General features: G+C 55.8%; 13 protein-coding genes and 1 pseudogene. 1 reads left to right on the top strand and 13 read right to left on the bottom strand.

Annotated features, from left to right (window positions below):
- Positions 1 to 1,396: 1,396 nt before the first annotated feature.
- On the top strand, positions 1,397 to 1,993 hold the full coding sequence (locus AXG89_RS24465; RefSeq protein ID WP_082771599.1) for a redoxin domain-containing protein: 597 nt from the start codon (positions 1,397 to 1,399) through the stop codon (positions 1,991 to 1,993).
- A gap of 339 nt (positions 1,994 to 2,332) precedes the next feature.
- Here the strand turns inward: AXG89_RS24465 and AXG89_RS24460 are convergent, their stop codons facing one another.
- The 13 genes and pseudogenes from AXG89_RS24460 to AXG89_RS24400 form a co-directional block, all read right to left on the bottom strand.
- Positions 2,333 to 2,629, bottom strand: coding sequence for a putative quinol monooxygenase (locus tag AXG89_RS24460; protein WP_062173387.1), 297 nt, complete (start codon positions 2,627 to 2,629; stop codon positions 2,333 to 2,335).
- A gap of 488 nt (positions 2,630 to 3,117) precedes the next feature.
- Positions 3,118 to 4,167, bottom strand: a complete 1,050-nt coding sequence (locus tag AXG89_RS24455) for a GntR family transcriptional regulator (protein WP_082771598.1) — start codon at positions 4,165 to 4,167, stop codon at positions 3,118 to 3,120.
- A gap of 15 nt (positions 4,168 to 4,182) precedes the next feature.
- Positions 4,183 to 5,334, bottom strand: coding sequence for an ABC transporter substrate-binding protein (locus AXG89_RS24450; RefSeq protein ID WP_082771597.1), 1,152 nt, complete (start codon positions 5,332 to 5,334; stop codon positions 4,183 to 4,185).
- Positions 5,246 to 6,463 carry a CobW family GTP-binding protein gene (locus AXG89_RS24445; RefSeq protein WP_236873550.1) on the bottom strand — a complete coding sequence of 406 codons (1,218 nt, stop codon included), beginning with the start codon at positions 6,461 to 6,463 and terminating at the stop codon, positions 5,246 to 5,248. The genes AXG89_RS24450 and AXG89_RS24445 overlap by 89 nt, the downstream gene beginning before the upstream one ends.
- Positions 6,460 to 6,747: a hypothetical protein gene (locus AXG89_RS24440; RefSeq protein ID WP_256936050.1), complete on the bottom strand. Its 288-nt coding sequence runs from the start codon at positions 6,745 to 6,747 to the stop codon at positions 6,460 to 6,462. Before AXG89_RS24440 ends, AXG89_RS24445 begins: the two co-directional genes overlap by 4 nt.
- A 63-nt stretch (positions 6,748 to 6,810) precedes the next feature.
- Positions 6,811 to 7,569, bottom strand: a pseudogene (locus AXG89_RS24435) (SDR family NAD(P)-dependent oxidoreductase).
- 22 nt (positions 7,570 to 7,591) lie between these two features.
- Positions 7,592 to 8,347, bottom strand: a complete 756-nt coding sequence (locus AXG89_RS24430; protein WP_062173385.1) for an SDR family NAD(P)-dependent oxidoreductase — start codon at positions 8,345 to 8,347, stop codon at positions 7,592 to 7,594.
- Between the two features lie 205 nt (positions 8,348 to 8,552).
- On the bottom strand, positions 8,553 to 9,476 hold the full coding sequence (locus AXG89_RS24425; RefSeq protein ID WP_062173383.1) for a polysaccharide deacetylase family protein: 924 nt from the start codon (positions 9,474 to 9,476) through the stop codon (positions 8,553 to 8,555).
- A 232-nt stretch (positions 9,477 to 9,708) separates the two neighbouring features.
- The gene (locus AXG89_RS24420) at positions 9,709 to 10,440 is read right to left on the bottom strand and encodes a maleate cis-trans isomerase family protein (RefSeq protein WP_062173381.1); all 732 of its coding nucleotides are present in this window, start codon (positions 10,438 to 10,440) and stop codon (positions 9,709 to 9,711) included.
- Positions 10,441 to 10,692: 252 nt separating this feature from the next.
- Positions 10,693 to 12,075 carry an amidohydrolase family protein gene (locus AXG89_RS24415; RefSeq protein ID WP_062173380.1) on the bottom strand — a complete coding sequence of 461 codons (1,383 nt, stop codon included), beginning with the start codon at positions 12,073 to 12,075 and terminating at the stop codon, positions 10,693 to 10,695.
- Between the two features lie 68 nt (positions 12,076 to 12,143).
- Complete coding sequence (locus AXG89_RS24410) at positions 12,144 to 13,481, bottom strand: nucleobase:cation symporter-2 family protein (protein ID WP_062173378.1); 1,338 nt, start codon at positions 13,479 to 13,481, stop codon at positions 12,144 to 12,146.
- 121 nt (positions 13,482 to 13,602) lie between these two features.
- Positions 13,603 to 14,670, bottom strand: a complete 1,068-nt coding sequence (locus tag AXG89_RS24405; RefSeq protein WP_062173376.1) for a CobW family GTP-binding protein — start codon at positions 14,668 to 14,670, stop codon at positions 13,603 to 13,605.
- A gap of 47 nt (positions 14,671 to 14,717) precedes the next feature.
- Positions 14,718 to 15,290, bottom strand: a complete 573-nt coding sequence (locus AXG89_RS24400) for a UbiX family flavin prenyltransferase (RefSeq protein ID WP_062174084.1) — start codon at positions 15,288 to 15,290, stop codon at positions 14,718 to 14,720.
- Between the last annotated feature and the right edge of the window lie 19 nt (positions 15,291 to 15,309).

Below are 15,309 nucleotides of genomic sequence, written 5' to 3'. Positions count from 1 at the left end.
TTGAATAACTTTCAGCGAGGCACGTTTCGGTGCTCCTTATTTTCCAATGGATCGCCGTTTGAAATGGCTCGCGCTCATCAATTTGTCTGCGAAGTTAGCATTACACTAGCTCGCCACACCGTTGCGAGTCAGCGCATATACGCTTCTCTTCGTTCATGTTAAGGACCATTTTCACTAGCCGTAGCCGACTTTCGGTTTGCCTAAAGAGTATGCAACTGTTGGAGCGGCTGCCGCGTCCGCAGAAAAGGTGTCGTCGGCGCTATAACCTGACGCGTTCGGTCGCTGAAACACGAACGTATTGACCCCCGACTCGGGCTGATTCTACAAGAGTCTCGGACCGGATGACTGTGGAAAATCCGTTTTACCGTGTCGCGCAGTTTGAATGTCCCGATAAAGCTCCGCGACGTCGCAAATCTGCAACTTTTGTGTATCGGCAACGTCCGCAACTCAACTTAAATGAATCCGCAACCAAAGCGTTCCGGTAGTCGAGAAAGCGTGCATTTCCAAACAAAGCAGGAGTTTTCAGCAACAAGCTTGATCACGGATAATGCAACCGAGCAGTTGCCTGATCACAACCTAAAACTGCGCGCACCGTTCGTACTTTTCGTTCGCTAACCGGATCAATGGCGTTTCGAATGACACTGTTTGACCTGCTCAGTTGATTGATCTGGAAAGGCATGAACGACGCTACCTTCAAAAGTCGGCTTAAACGTCAACGTAGGGACCAAACACTTCCGCTGGGCGTTCTATAAGTTTCAAGTGCTAAGACGGCGCTCGAAAAAAAGCTACCTTGAGCCCCGTTCCAAAGGGAGGATGTTCGACTACGTAAACGATGTCGGCGCAAACGAAGTCCGGCAAAACTCCTCAATTCTCAAGCAACCAAAGGGTCCACTTGGCAACAGGCACTGCCTGACTTGCGCGTTAAGGAAGTGGGAGGTTCACGCGACGGCTCTCGGTAATGCGGTACCAACCTGCGCATTTTAGGGTGATCCACCGTTGGCCTTACTGCTACGCCGACCTCAGGAGATTCGATCATTTAAGAAAGACTGCTCACAAGAATCTCGAGGTACGAGACAAGGAAAGCTATTTCAATGTGTCAATGGACATGGTGCTCCCAAGCCTGCTGCGTCGATTCAGGATGCCGTCACCAGGCGCTTACACTGTTTCTACAGGAACGCCGATGTAAAGGTTGCCATCCCAATCTTGCAAGTATATTCTGAATCGGCCGTTCTAAAACAAACCAATACTGTCGAAAACCGCATTTCAGTGACTCGGCCGAACAAAATGATTAATGCGAAACCGCCGAACCACCTCTATATGAGTAGACACCGTCGAAGCTTGGAATGCAGTTAGCAGACATCTTGGTCGTCAACTAAGCGAAAGGGAACTTAAGAACATGAGAAACGACATCGTACCTGGAGCTCGTTTTCCTGATTACGAGCTGACCGACCACACAGCGACACGGCGCAAGTTGTCCGAACTTCAAGGAACGGACCCCATGATTGTCATACTTAGCCGTGGAGGCTTCTGCCCTAAGGATCGGCGACAGGCCGAAGGACTTATCGACCTGCACCGCGAAATGGAAGTAGGCTATTGCCAACTTGTCACCGTCAGCACGGATAACCTTACTGAGACAAACGAATACCGTAGTGGGGTGGGCGCGCACTGGCCTTTTCTATCCGACGCGGGCCGTATTGTGCAAAAAGACCTCGACATCGCCGAATACACGGACCCGTTGCACGATCCGATGATCCCGCACGTTGTTGTCCTTGAGCCGGATCTCATCGTCTACAAAATCTACAGCGGGTACTGGTTTTTTGGAAGGCCGACGATGGAGGAATTGCGTCAAGATTTGCGCGTTGTTACCAAGAAATGCAGGCCGGATTGGGACATTACGACACCCGAAATGAAACGCGCGTGGCAGGAAGGCCGCAAGGAAAAGTTCTATCCATACGGCAAGACGTACGTCCAAACGCTTCGCGAGCAGGATTGATGTATACACGGGACGCCGTGCGCGCTGCAAAGCAAAGTAGGTTATCTCGCCTCTCCGTTTCCAGGTCACTCTCGATTAAGGGAACACGAAGGAAAAAAACGAGATGACAACCGAGCAAAGGTCATCGTTTTCGGCGATTGAAAAGACGCCGTTCCCCGCAACAATCGACGCGCCGTCACGCCTGCGTTACGCGTTACAGCGGTCGAAGAGACCGAGCAAACGGCATAATGTCATCTCGATGCTAAGAGTGATGCGTGCGAGGCGGGTTCGGTATGGTCGAGGCCAATCGAGATTCGCGATCCAATGGCATTCGTCTCTTCGAAGTACCGCCCCTAGGTCTTACTTCTCTGCGACCACTTGAAGCCGATGAACCTTCACTTCGGAAAACAGCCGTTCGGAATTTGCCACGAGCTCCTGTCCAGCCTCGCCGTTCAAATGCGCTTCACGGGCAACTTCGTCATTGAAGGTATCGAAGACTACATATAAGCCGGGCTCGCCTTCGTCTTTCGCCGCGTGCCACGTCAACGTTCCAGCTTCTCCTCTTACCAGCTTGGCTTCCCCGTTTAGAAACGCCTCGACTTCCGATTCCTGTCCTGGTTTAGCCTTCAGTTCAACAAACAACGCAAAATTAGCCATTTGGATATATCCTCTTTTGTAGTGAATGTTAAGTACATTCGAAGTTACACAATGCATTTATACTGCTCGCACCAGCCACGCTCATTGAGTAGCATCGTGGAGCAAGAGATCCGAAGGATTATACGAAGCAATGGTTCCTCAGATGATCTGCAATGGATCTTATGCTCTGTTTTGCCAAAGATACATCCGCCAAAGCGAGAAGCCGGTTTAACATCTTTGGAGATAATTCACGTTTCTCTCTTATCCCGCTTGCCCGAGATAATGGTTGAGCCGGGACGGTACAAGAACTGAACGAAAGCCCGTCACCAAGGACCACGTATCCAGCCGACACACCGTGCCTATTGAGTGAGTGTTTCTTTCAATATTCTCATGGCGAGATCGCTGCGCTTGCGCATTAACTGTCAATGCTGACCGCTTGTCCCGGTTGCTCTCAGACTGAATCACATCGTCGGGTTGCATTTTAGTCAACGTTGGCACGTCCACAGAAACTAGGGAAACGGCACTACGAATGCCGGCAAGTCTGGCTCCGGCAACACAGCAAGAACCTTCAGCCGCTGCAATGTACGTGTTTGGCCGTTTTTTAAATGCTGGCACAATGCGGACGTGGCATGATCAACATCTCCGGCCATTAGACAACGCAAAACCACCCGGTGCTCTTCGAGCGTGCCAGCCTCGGGATGAAGATTAAATGCTTGAAAAAAAGCATGGTTCACTGTGAGCGGCATGTGTGCATGCCGAACCGTATCAAGAAGCTTGCGATTGCGCGCATACGCTAGACAGTCAACATGCAAAGTGGTTTCAATATGCTGAAGCCTGTCAGCGTCGACTGAATCTGGGCGATTAATTGCTTCTTCAATATCAGCGATGGCTGCGGCCAGCATTTCATGCTGTAGAAACGGCTGGCTCGACCGGAGCGCGGCAGGCTCAAGCAACATGCGCAACTCGTAATCTTGGGCGACTGATCTTGCCGTCAGCGGACCGCATAGCCAGTGGGAATAGGTTGATTTCTCAATCAGTCCGCGATCGCGAAGTCGTGCCAGCGTTTCGCGCACCACGTCCCGGCTTACGTGTAACGTTTCGGCGGCTAGAGTCTCGTCTATCCGAAAATGACCGAAGACAATTGCGACCGAGACCGCCTCCTCCAGTGCCCGATAGATCCGCTCCCCTGTAGTGGGTAAATCTAGAGGTTCGGGCGGAGCATCAAAGCCAAGCGCAGTTTCCGACAATGGCGCGCGAAGCGGTTCGGGCGCCGAGCCGTTCTCATTGGCGACTAGATAGCCGCGTCCATCGAAAGTGAGAAGTAGGCCATCAGAATGCAAAAGCTCGAATGCCTTTCGGACTGGTACGCGACTTGTACCAAAAAGTCGTGCTACCGGTCCTTCAAGCAATACGAGTCCGGGTACGATACGGCCCGCGAGAATCGCCTGCTGAAGGTGGTTTTGGATCAGCCTGTAGCGGTGCCGATTGTCTATATCCGTTGTGCGATTCGACTCGGTGGCGTCGGAAGACGAGTGAACGAAAGGTGTCCGTCTATTCATTGCGTGACATTGTAATTATTGTGCTCGGAGGAACTCGCCCCATCGCCGCACCAGATAGTTTTGTTCGTCCATTACTGAATCCCAGACAGCAATACGGCCCATCCGCGCCGCGTAGTCTCCGCCGTCCCGGAGTTGTCCGGCTAGACTTCGTTGCTGGCCGGTTGGCCCTACGAGGACAGCAGCACGTTTTCCATTGTACCAATACGCCCATTCACCCTCGCTCATATATTGACGAGCACGTTCTGGATTTGAAATGTAATAACCCTGTCTCGCCATCGTCGCGCCTGCCCATCCGTCGAGCCACCAATTCAGATAGTCGTACGCAGCATCCCGTGCACGCCCTTCTACTAACCTGGAGAGGGCAAGCCCACCGAACCAAGCGCGATATCCCTCACGAGGACTGGCCAATTGTGGCTTGAGTCCGGCCCGCTCGAGCTCGAGGATGGCTGGAGACCATATGCTCTGTATGACGACTTGCTTGCGAAGCATTAACTGAGCGGCCTCAGCAAATGTCGACCAGAAGCCGGCAAAGTGCCCGCGTTGTCGATACTGGATCAAAATCTCGATTAGCCCATCGATCTCTTCTATCGAGAGGTTGCCAATGTCTTGGAATTCCATCAGTCCGCTTGCCCGCACGGCGAGCGCCGCGTCTATAGCTCCTATTGCAGGGTCGGCTTGCAGCGCAACGCGCCCTGCGAGTTCGGGAGCAAGAAGCCAAGACCAACTCTCACCTTGATCGATTAGTCTGGAAGGTATCTCGTCAGCAAGGTATGCGAAGCTATCCGCGTTGTGAGTAAGAGGCAGCATACTGATGCGCGCGGAAGCAGTCCGCCCGAGTGTATTGTCGCGTTGCACGTAGAGTCGATCTGCCGGAACGCTACCGGCGGTCGTCCCTGCTCGTCCGGCCAGGTGCCCGGTTCGAGGTAGCGCGTTTACTTCGTCCCATCGATTGATGCGACGAACGTCAATAGGTTGAAGAGCGTGAGCAGGCCAAAGACAGTCAAGACTGTGAAACCACTGATCGTAAACATCGTAGGTCTCGGGGTGCATAACGCCTTCACGTTGCGCAAGCGGTCCGTCAAGCACAATGAAGTTCAGCTTGATTCCGAGGTCCCGCTCCGCCTTTTCGCGGATATGTTCCTGCAACGTGACGGAAGTGCCAATCACACGTAGTTCGACCTTGCTTCCTATGATTGCGGGTGCGCCAATTGAAGCGGATTGACTTTGCGGTGCATGAGCGACGATCAACGGCTGCAATCCTCAAGTTGATGCTGAAAGCGTCGATACGACGCGACGAGGGGGCTAGCTCGAGACCTTCCGCAATAAACACAAGTTGTGACTTTTTGTCGCCGGTCCAATCAGCATCGACGTTTTCTGGGTGTAGCACCGGATATACAATGTGACGAATCGCGTGAAGGACCGCTGGTCTGCCGGACCCTCTTATCCAGAGTAGGCCTTTAACTCGCAAGATGCTATTGCCGTGTCGATTGAGCAGCATGGTAAGCCACAGCGTAAAAACTTCCCAGTCAAGCGGTACATCGAACGTCATACAAAAAGACCTGACTTGTGAAGCGATAAGACCCTCGCGATGTTTATATGGAGCCCGAGACCTCGACGGGGCGGTGCTGCGCGTTGCTTTCCCGATATTTCGGATCATATTCTGGATGTCGCCTGGCTCAAACAAGGACGCGCGTAATACGTCAGCTTTGATGCCCGCCCGTTTGACAACAACGCTTGCGGTCGGATTAAGCTCGGCGAGCATGGCTAAAAGGTCCTCTATGCGTTCCTGGTCAACCAAGTCTGCTTTTCCGACGAGCAGTCGGTCGGCAGCGCTAACCTGATCTAGCCATTCGGGGTGATCTCGTTGTTGCCATCCAAAATTTGAAGCATCGACCACCGTAAGTGTCCCTGCGACGACGAAATGGCTACGAATGACCGGATCGCCGAGTAACGTAGCGACTATCGGCGCTGGGGTCGCAAGTCCACTAGTCTCCAGCACGACTCGAGAGAACGCTGGTACCTCGCCACGCGCGCGGCGAGAAAACAATGTAGCGAGTGCTTCCCGTAATTCACCACGCACAGCACAGCAGAGACAACCGTTGTCCAAAAGGATTGTTTGGGCATCTATCGCACCTACGAGTAGGTGGTCTAAGCCGACTTCTCCGAATTCATTGACGAGTACCGCGGTGTCTCGCGCGGCGTCGCCTTGAAGCAGATCAGCAAGTAGCGTCGATTTGCCGCTACCGAGGAAGCCGGTGACGAGCGTTACTGGGATAACGTCGTAAGCGACGCTCATTTGTCTGCCTCGTCGTCAAAAAGCAAGAGAGGGTCAAGCGATCTGCCAAGCATTTTTTCAGCGACTTTCCATATTTCTGAAAAATCGGCAACCAATTCCGCAGCCTCTGTTGGTGACCGCAGGATAAAAGATTGCCCCTGGAAATCATCCAAGCTCAGCCGAAACGTCGTTAAAATTCTGTTTGCAAGAGAAACTTGCAAATGTCTGCGACGGCGCACATTTGCGCTATCCGCGGGCAGGCCACTGTTTGACCAATGATTGCCGCCTCCCAGCAAACCGCACATGCCGCACATTTTTGACGAGTCCCCTCTAAGGCCTACTTATATACGTACAGGTCTTGTGATCGTTCACGGCATTACATCACCAGAATTTGGCCCCAGCGTCTGGCCGACAAACAGATTACCGCCAGGATCCGAAGCGAGCAACACCGCAGTGGGAGCGACTTCCTCGGCACGTCCGAAGCGACGCAGCGGTAGTTCAGTTGCCTTTGCAGATTTCCAAGCGTCGCTGATACCATCGACAAGAGGCGTCTCGATCGGTCCAGGTGCAATCGCGTTGACAAGTACGTTACCGGGCGCCGCCTCCAGCGCGAGTGACTTGGTAAAGCCGATCACGCCGGCCTTCGCAGCGGCGTAGTGAGTGAGTTCCGCGCCCCCTTTAATGCCAAGTTGCGACGCGATATTTATGATTCGTCCCCAACGCTGGGCGCTCATATCCGGTAGTGCGCGTCTGGAACACAAAAAAACGCTCCTTAAATCGACGCGCAGCATCTCGTCCCACATGGACGTCGTGAGTTCAGTGCAGCGCGCCTGAGTAAGCATCCCTGCATTGTTCACAAGCACGTCGATTCCGCCATATGCGGCGATACAGTGGTCAACAATCGTATTTGCACCATTTTCCTCACCCACGTCTGCGACGACCGTTTCTACCTGAACGCCGAAGCTGCGGCATGCCTCTGCCTGCTTTACCAAGGAGGTCTCGTTGATATCTGCGAGTACTAGACGGGCTCCCGCTTCCGCGTAAGCGCGTGCAATGGCCGCCCCGATACCACTCGCCGCGCCAGTGACAACAGCTCAGCGTCCATCAAGTGAAATGGATAAAGACATATTTTCGCACCCTCTTTTGGGATCAGGTTGGCCACCGCACGGTTAACCCGCCATCGGCGATGATCGATTGCCCAGTAATGTACGAAGCTTCGTCGCTGGTCAGGAAACGAATCAGTGCTGCGATTTCCTGTGGCCTGCCCACTCGTCGAAGCGGGATCGCTTTTGCCACTTCACGCAAGCCCTCCGGTCCTAAAGAATTAACGGAATCGAGCGATTGGGGGGGTTCAATTAGACCGGGAATCACTGCGTTGCAGCGAATGGCACGCGGCGCAAGTTCCATCGCTACAGCGCGGCACAAGCCTGGCACGCCAGACTTGGCCGCGGAATAGTGCGTGTGATTCTCCCAACCGTAGACCCCGCCCGCAATGGATGAGATGGCAACCATTGCGCCTCCATCGGTCATATGGCGTGAAGCAGCGCGGAATGTTCGCATCACTCCAGACAGGTCGACATCCAGCATTTGATGCCACTGCTCGTCGCTCATTTCTGTAAGCGGGGACGACCGCAACAAACCCGCATTCGCGACCGCGTAGTCAATCCGTCCAAAGCGCTCAACCGCCGTGTTGGCAAAGGCTTCGACTTGTTCGGCTGAAGTGACATCGACAGGATACATTACGCAGCGACCTCCGATTTCCTCAACTGATTTAACAGTCAGCTGTGGGTCGTGTGGGTCACCCGGGAAGAAGCCGCCAACGACAGCTACGCCAATTTCAGCATAGGATTTTGCCAAGGCTTGTCCAATGCCACTGGCGGCTCCCGTCACCAATGCAACTTTCATGGTTTTCTCCTGATGAACATTTGGTTTGGACGGGTCGCACGAAGGTCGGTGTCGTCAATTCTGGTTGGCCGAATTGTCCGACCGTAGCAAAGCGAGTCTCACGCTAGACCGGCTATCATCGACTGCCGGCGCACGTCGCTAAAAGCTCAACATGATGGGAGAACGAACGGATGTTGCTACGCGCGCATGCGCTCAACATCGGCCTTTAAAATTTGCGAGGATACCGCCGCAAAAAATCGTCAGCGATTTCATCGCAAGTGCAGAAACGGACGCCATCATGGCTTCGGAAATGCGCGATGAGCCTTTCGAGCATGAGCAATACCTGCGGGCGTCCGGAAACGTCAGGGTGAATGGTGATCGGGAAAACTGCGTATTCGTGCTCTCTGTAGACCCAATCGAATTGGTCACGCCACATCTGCTCGACGTCTCGCGGATTAACGAACCCATGGCTATTCGGCGCCTTCTTGATGAACATCATCGGCGGCAGATCGTCGAGATACCAGTTGGCCGGAACCTCGACAAGATCAGTTTCCTGACCGCGTACAAGCGGCTTCATCCACACGTCGGGGTGCTTGCTATATTTGATCTTTGTCCACGAATCGCCGACTCTAACGTAATAGGGATGGAAGTCGTTATGCATCAGGCTATGATCGTATTTGATACCTTTTTTGATGAGCAGCTCATTGGTGACATTGCTAAATTCCCACCACGGCGCAACGTATCCCGTGGGTCTGCGCCCAGCGAGTTTCGTCACGAGCTCGATGCTACGATCAAGCACAGCTTCTTCCTGTTCGGGTGTCATAGCGATAGGATTTTCATGGCTGTAACCGTGAATGCCGATCTCATGACCTGCATCTGCTACTGCTTTCATTTGCTCGGGAAACGTCTCGATCGAATGCCCCGGAATGAACCACGTCGACTTAATTCTTTCGCGCTCAAACAATTTGAGAATACGCATTGAGCCGACTTCGCCGGCGAACATGCCGCGCGATATATCGTCAGGAGAGTCGTCGCCTCCGTATGAACCGAGCCAACCGGCAACGGCATCGACGTCAACACCGAACGCGACCAAGATTTCTTTTTTAACTACTCTCAACGGCGCTGTAGCCTGTTCCACTAGTCCGCGCATGCAGCGATTCCTCGCCAAGCGGCCAATTTAACTCCGACTATGTTGTCCGTAAGGGAGGCGGTACAGCGGCGCTAATTTGACGCTTTGAAGAACGACGGGTCACGACAGATTCAGCATTGCTCGTTGATCTAAAGCGGGCAACCTGCCCATGCGAGAAAGGATATTGACGGTGCGCAGGTAGGTGGATCCTTTTCAGAAAATTCATCTGGCGTGTTGGTGGGGTTAACCGCCCTTAAACAAATTCGCTGAACAAACGCCCCCAGCTTGCCAAGCGCGACGTGTCATATCCGGCGAGCTGCAAGGACTTCCACACGGCGGTCGCGATCGTGTCGTAGACAGGAATCCCGATTTCCTGTTCAAGTTCGGATACGATGCGAACGGCGTTCAGGTTGGTGCAGAATATTGAAATAGCGCCGGGCCGCGACGTCGCGACTTCGCGGACCATTGTGCGAATTGTGTCGATCGGGACTTCGGCAAAGGAGAAGTTTACCTGCAGATTCAGATGCCGATCGTTCACAAAAGTGACGCCGGTACGATGATAGTTGTCGACGATTTTCTTTTGTACGCCATCGACATACGGCGTCACCAGACCGAGTTCGCGTACATTGGTCTTCCTTAAGATCTCGTTGAGTGCCAGCACCGATGTGGTTGCTGGAATACCAGTAATCTCGGTAATCCGACGACACAGGCGCTCGTCGGTTTCAAAGCCGAGCCATCCTGCGGATGTACCGTTCCACGCAATTACGTCGACTCTCGCGTCAGCTAGCATCTGCGCAGCATGAGTGATCGCCGACTCGTCGAACTGTCCGAGGGAATGATCGCTAAGCGAAATCTCTGAGACGGGGAAGCGCGCGAAGTGAGCCGTAACATCCGGCAAGCTTGCAAGCATCGCGCTTGTCAGCGGTTCGAGCCATGTGTTGGACGACGGGGTCAACATGCCAAGCAAAGTGCGATTCTTTGTCATTGGGATCTCGAATGGAAAAAAGACGTCGGCAAACCTTTGGACGTAAACCTCGCATTGTCTGCCGCTCGAAACCTGCAGAAAGCATCTTCCTTTGGTTGAGATTTATTGGCAGCCGCCTTTGACTCTTACTCCTCTCAATTGCCGAGCTAAATCACGTCGGTGGTTGCGACCGAAGACCGACGGGCGACGCGAACGTGAGCGAGGTCGACTGCATTTCGAACGCTCGCACCACCTGCCGAGTCAATACTCGGTTCAGACAAGCAAGAGCTGCACCGCTTTCCGTGCGTCCCGCCGAAGCTCTCCGAGATCCATACCGGGGATCTCACCGTCGTCGACGACAACACGGCCGCCCACGACGCTGTATCGAACGGTCGTTGGTTCGCCCGCCGCAACCGGTGCGATCGCTAAATCGTGGAAACCGTTGAAACGCAGTGCGTCGACATCGTACAGCACCAAGTCGGCCGCATTGCCGACTTCGAGCGTGCCTACCGCGTCAAGACCGAGGACGCTTGCGCCGCCAGCAGTCCCCCAATGAATCGTTTCTTCGACGGTTGTAGCAGAAGCCCCCTGCGACGCGCGATGCAACAGCCACGCAAAATGCGCTTCGTTGGTCATGCTCCCCGACTCGTTCGAGGCCACGCCGTCCACGCCCAGTGACATGGGCACGCCTGCTGCCGCCATCTGCGGCGCGAGCGCAATACCGCTGCCAAGCCGCGCATTGCTGACCGGGCAATGCGAGCAACCGGACCCCGTTTCCGCGAGCATGGCGATCTCGCCGGGTTCCAGATGAACCAAATGGGCGAACCATACATCTGGGCCAAGCCATTCATGCTCGGCGACAAACTCAACGGGCAGCATGTCGAATTTCTCCCGGCAGAAGTCGACGTAGCGACGCGTCTCGGACAGATGCGTATGCAGACGCAAGCCCATGCTGCGCGCTGCGCGTGCGATTTCCGGCAACAGCGCGGGCGGCAACGAAAAGGTCGGCGTGGTGGGCGCGACCACGACCCGGCGCATGGAGTCGGGGCGGGCATCGTGATAGCGGGACTTCAGGCGCTCGATGTCGCCGAGCATTTGGTCAAGTGACTCAGGCTGCAACACGCTGTTCGCAAACCCCGGATGGTCCCCCGCCGCCTGAAGTGCTCCACCGCGGCACAGCACGAAACGCATGCCGAATGCAGCCGCTTCCTCGAACAGAAGGTCGCCGGTTTCTGTCGTGCCTTTTGCGTGGTAAAGATAATGATGATCGGCGCAGGTGGTCACACCCGAAAGCAGGAGTTCCGCCAGCCCCAGCCGGGCGGCGATGCGAGCGAGGTCCGGTGTAAAGCGCGCGAGCCGAGGGTACGGCACCGCAGCCAGCCATTCCTGAAGATCGGCGTTTATACCGGCGGGGACCGCCTTCAGCAAGTTCTGGAACAGGTGATGATGCGTGTTGACCCACCCCGGATAGACGACGCAGGAACTGGCGTCGATGACTCTTTCATTTTCTCTCGCCACGAGTTGCGGACCGATTTCCTCGATCCGTCCCGCGCGAACGCGCACGTCGACGTGACCGAGCCGGGCGCGTTCGCCGCGCAGGCCGCTCATGACAGCAATCGGATTCTTGATCAACAGGGCTTCGCTTTGGGTGCTCACGTTTGTTTCTCCTTGCAACGCATTTCCTGCAGCGGCGCATAGACGGCCGCCGCACGATTCGATTTGACTTATTCCCGGACCAGTTGATGTGTCTCGGCCACGACCTCGTCGTGCGCGCCGTTAAGCAATGCATTGAGCGCCACGGAGACGAGACAGGCGAGCACGACGCCGCTATGCAGGAACGGCTGGGTCCACTCGGGCATCTGCTTGAATACCTCGGGTGCCATCACGGGAATCAGCGCTGTCGCGATCGTGAAGCCCACGATCAGCACGTTGTATCGATTGCTTTCGAAGTCGACCTTCGAGAGCGTCTGCACGCCCGCTGCCACGACCACGCCGAACATGGCGATCCCCGCTCCGCCGAGCGCGGCGGCAGGCGTTGCTGCGACGACCGCGCCAATCTTCGGCACCAGGGCCACGATGCACATCAGCGCTCCGCTGGTGGCAACCACCCAGCGGCTTCGCACGCCCGTGAGGATCACGAGCCCGACGTTCTCCATGAACGCGATAAACGGAAACGCCGCGAACATGCCTGCAATGGCGCTGGCAAGCCCGTTAGCGCGCAGGCCGCGCACGACGTCTTCCTCGGTGACCTGCTTGTCGACAATCCCGCCGATCGCGATGAAGAGTCCCATTGACTCGACCATCTGCACCACCATGACAACGATCATGGTCAGCACCGGCACGACGGCGAATACCGGTGTGCCGAAGTGGAACGGATAAGGGATGGTGAACCACGGCGAGCTCCTGACACCGCTGTAATTCCCCATTCCGAGCAGACACGCGACAATCCCGCCGGCAATGAGCCCGATCAACACTGACAGGTTGCGCAGGAACGGCGAGCCGAAGCGATTGACCGCGAGTATCACGAGGGCGACGAACAGCGCGACCAGCAGGAATGGCGATGCGCCGAATTGGGGGTTCTGCCGTCCGCCCGCTGCCCACTCGTAAGCCACCGGAAACAACTGCAAGCCGATCACTGTCACGATGCAACCGGTCACGACTGGAGGAAAGAAGCGTCGCAGCCGGCCGATCAGGGGGGCGGCGAACAGCGTGAACAAACCCGCCCCGATCACGGCGCCGCACACGCCCGCGAAGCCGACATTCGGATTCGAGCCAATGGCGATCACCGGTCCGACACTGCTGAACGCAACGCCTTGCAGGATTGGCAAGCGCACGCCGAATTTCCAGAAGCCAATGGTCTGAAGCAGGGTCGAGATACCCGAGCAAAAAAGCGCGGTGCTGATCAGGATGGTCGTGTCGGCGGACGACATCTTGAGCGCCGACGCGACGATGAGCGGCACGGCAATCGCGCCGATATAAGCAACCAGCATGTGCTGCAGTCCGAGCGTAATTACCTGGCGCTTCGGCAGGCGCTGATCGACAGGGTGTGGGGCGGTGTTCATCGAATGTCTCCTGAATTTCGTTATTGACCAGCCCGCGGTCCGCGGCACAAGTGCGCGTTTGCACGCGTCGTTTTGGCAGCAGTCGCGCCACGAGTCATCCGCGGGCCGGCTGTTCAACCCGTCAGGCCGTTATAGGTGCGCCGAGACAGGCATGGAAGCGGTCGGTCAGCTCGGCACGATCGAGATCGCGGCCGATAAAAACAACGCGGCTAGTCCGAGGCTCGCAACCCCAAGCCTGCGCCGCGCGCAGCTCGATCACGTTGTGCACGCCTTGCAGCACGTAGCGGCAGGGTTGCCCTTGTACGGCAAGAATGCCCTTCATGCGAAACAGCTTGCTCGCATCCGATACGCGTAGTTGGGCGAGCCAGTCCTGCAATGCGTCGAGGTCGACCTCGGCGGATACCTCGATACCTACCGACGAGACACTGGCGTCGTGTTCGTGTTCGTGTTCGTGCTCATTTGCGTGTTCGTGGTGATCGTGATCCTCATGCTCATGCCCGGAAAGTCCGCCCGTTTCGACCAGTTGCTGTGAGAACTCGGAGGCGCCGACGCCAAGGATCTTTCCCAGGTCGATCAGTGCGTAGCTCGACGGGACAATGTCGGCGGTGGCGTTCAATGCGCGAATCCGTGTGGTCAGGGTGGCCACTTCCTGCTCGCTCACGAGGTCTACCTTGTTGATCACAATGCGATCCGCGCATACGATCTGGTCTACTGCCTGATTGTCAGAACCGTCGAGGAGGATGTCGTCCAGATGTGCCGCTATATGCTTCGCGTCAACCATCGTCACGACTGCGTCGAGTGTGACCTGTTTAGCGATTGGATCGTCGAGGAAGAAGGTTTGCGCGACCGGATACGGATCGGCAAGACCGCTCGTCTCCACAATGATGTGATCGAGCCGCTCGGGCCTGTCGATCAGTGTGCGGACGATGCGCACCAGATCCTCGCGCACCGCGCCGACACAGCAGACACAGCCGTTCGTCATCTCGTAGATTTCTTCGGTCGATTCAAGCACGAGACCGCCGTCGATACCTATTTCGCCGAACTCGTTTTCGATCACGGCAATCTTGCGGCCGTGGTTTTCGCGCAGGATGTAGTTCAACAGTGTTGTTTTGCCCGCGCCAAGGAAGCCGGCCAAAATGGTGACCGGAATTTTCTCGGCTTCGTGATGGGTCATGTGGATGGTGTTCATCGATCGTCTCCTGGTGGTCGTACGGACTGCTGATGCCTGGCTAATCTTCATGCGGAAAGCGGTTCTTCGACGGCCTCCCGCCAGCGCGTAACGGTGCCTGTCTCGAGCCCGAACAAGTCGAGCACCCGGCCGAGCGTGTGATCTATCATTTGTCCGAGCGATTGCGGCCGGGCATAGAACGCGGGAACGGGGGGGGCCACGATGGCGCCCATCTCGGTGACGGCGGTCATGTTGCGCAGATGCGCCAGCGTGAGCGGTGTCTCGCGCGCGAGCAGGACAAGCGGGCGGCGTTCTTTAAGCGTCACGTCGGCTGCTCTTGAAATCAGGCCGAGCGACATGCCGTTAGCAATTTCGGCGAGCGTCTTCATCGAGCAGGGGGCGACAATCATCCCCATCGTGCGGAACGAGCCGCTTGCGATACTGGCTGCAAGGTCGTCGCAGCGATGTGTCGTGGTAGCGAGCGCGCTGACGTCGGCGAGTTTGTAATGGGTCTCGTGCGTCATCGTAAGAAGGGCCGCGCGCGAAACTATCAGGTGCGTTTCCACATCCAGTCCTCGCAGTAATTCAAGCAAGCGCACGCCATAGATGAATCCTGATGCACCGCTGATGCCGACCACCATGCGACGGTTTTTATCGATT

The organism is Burkholderia sp. PAMC 26561 (assembly GCF_001557535.2).
In the GTDB taxonomy this organism is placed as follows: domain Bacteria; phylum Pseudomonadota; class Gammaproteobacteria; order Burkholderiales; family Burkholderiaceae; genus Caballeronia.
This window is presented reverse-complemented; position numbering and strand designations above follow the sequence as displayed.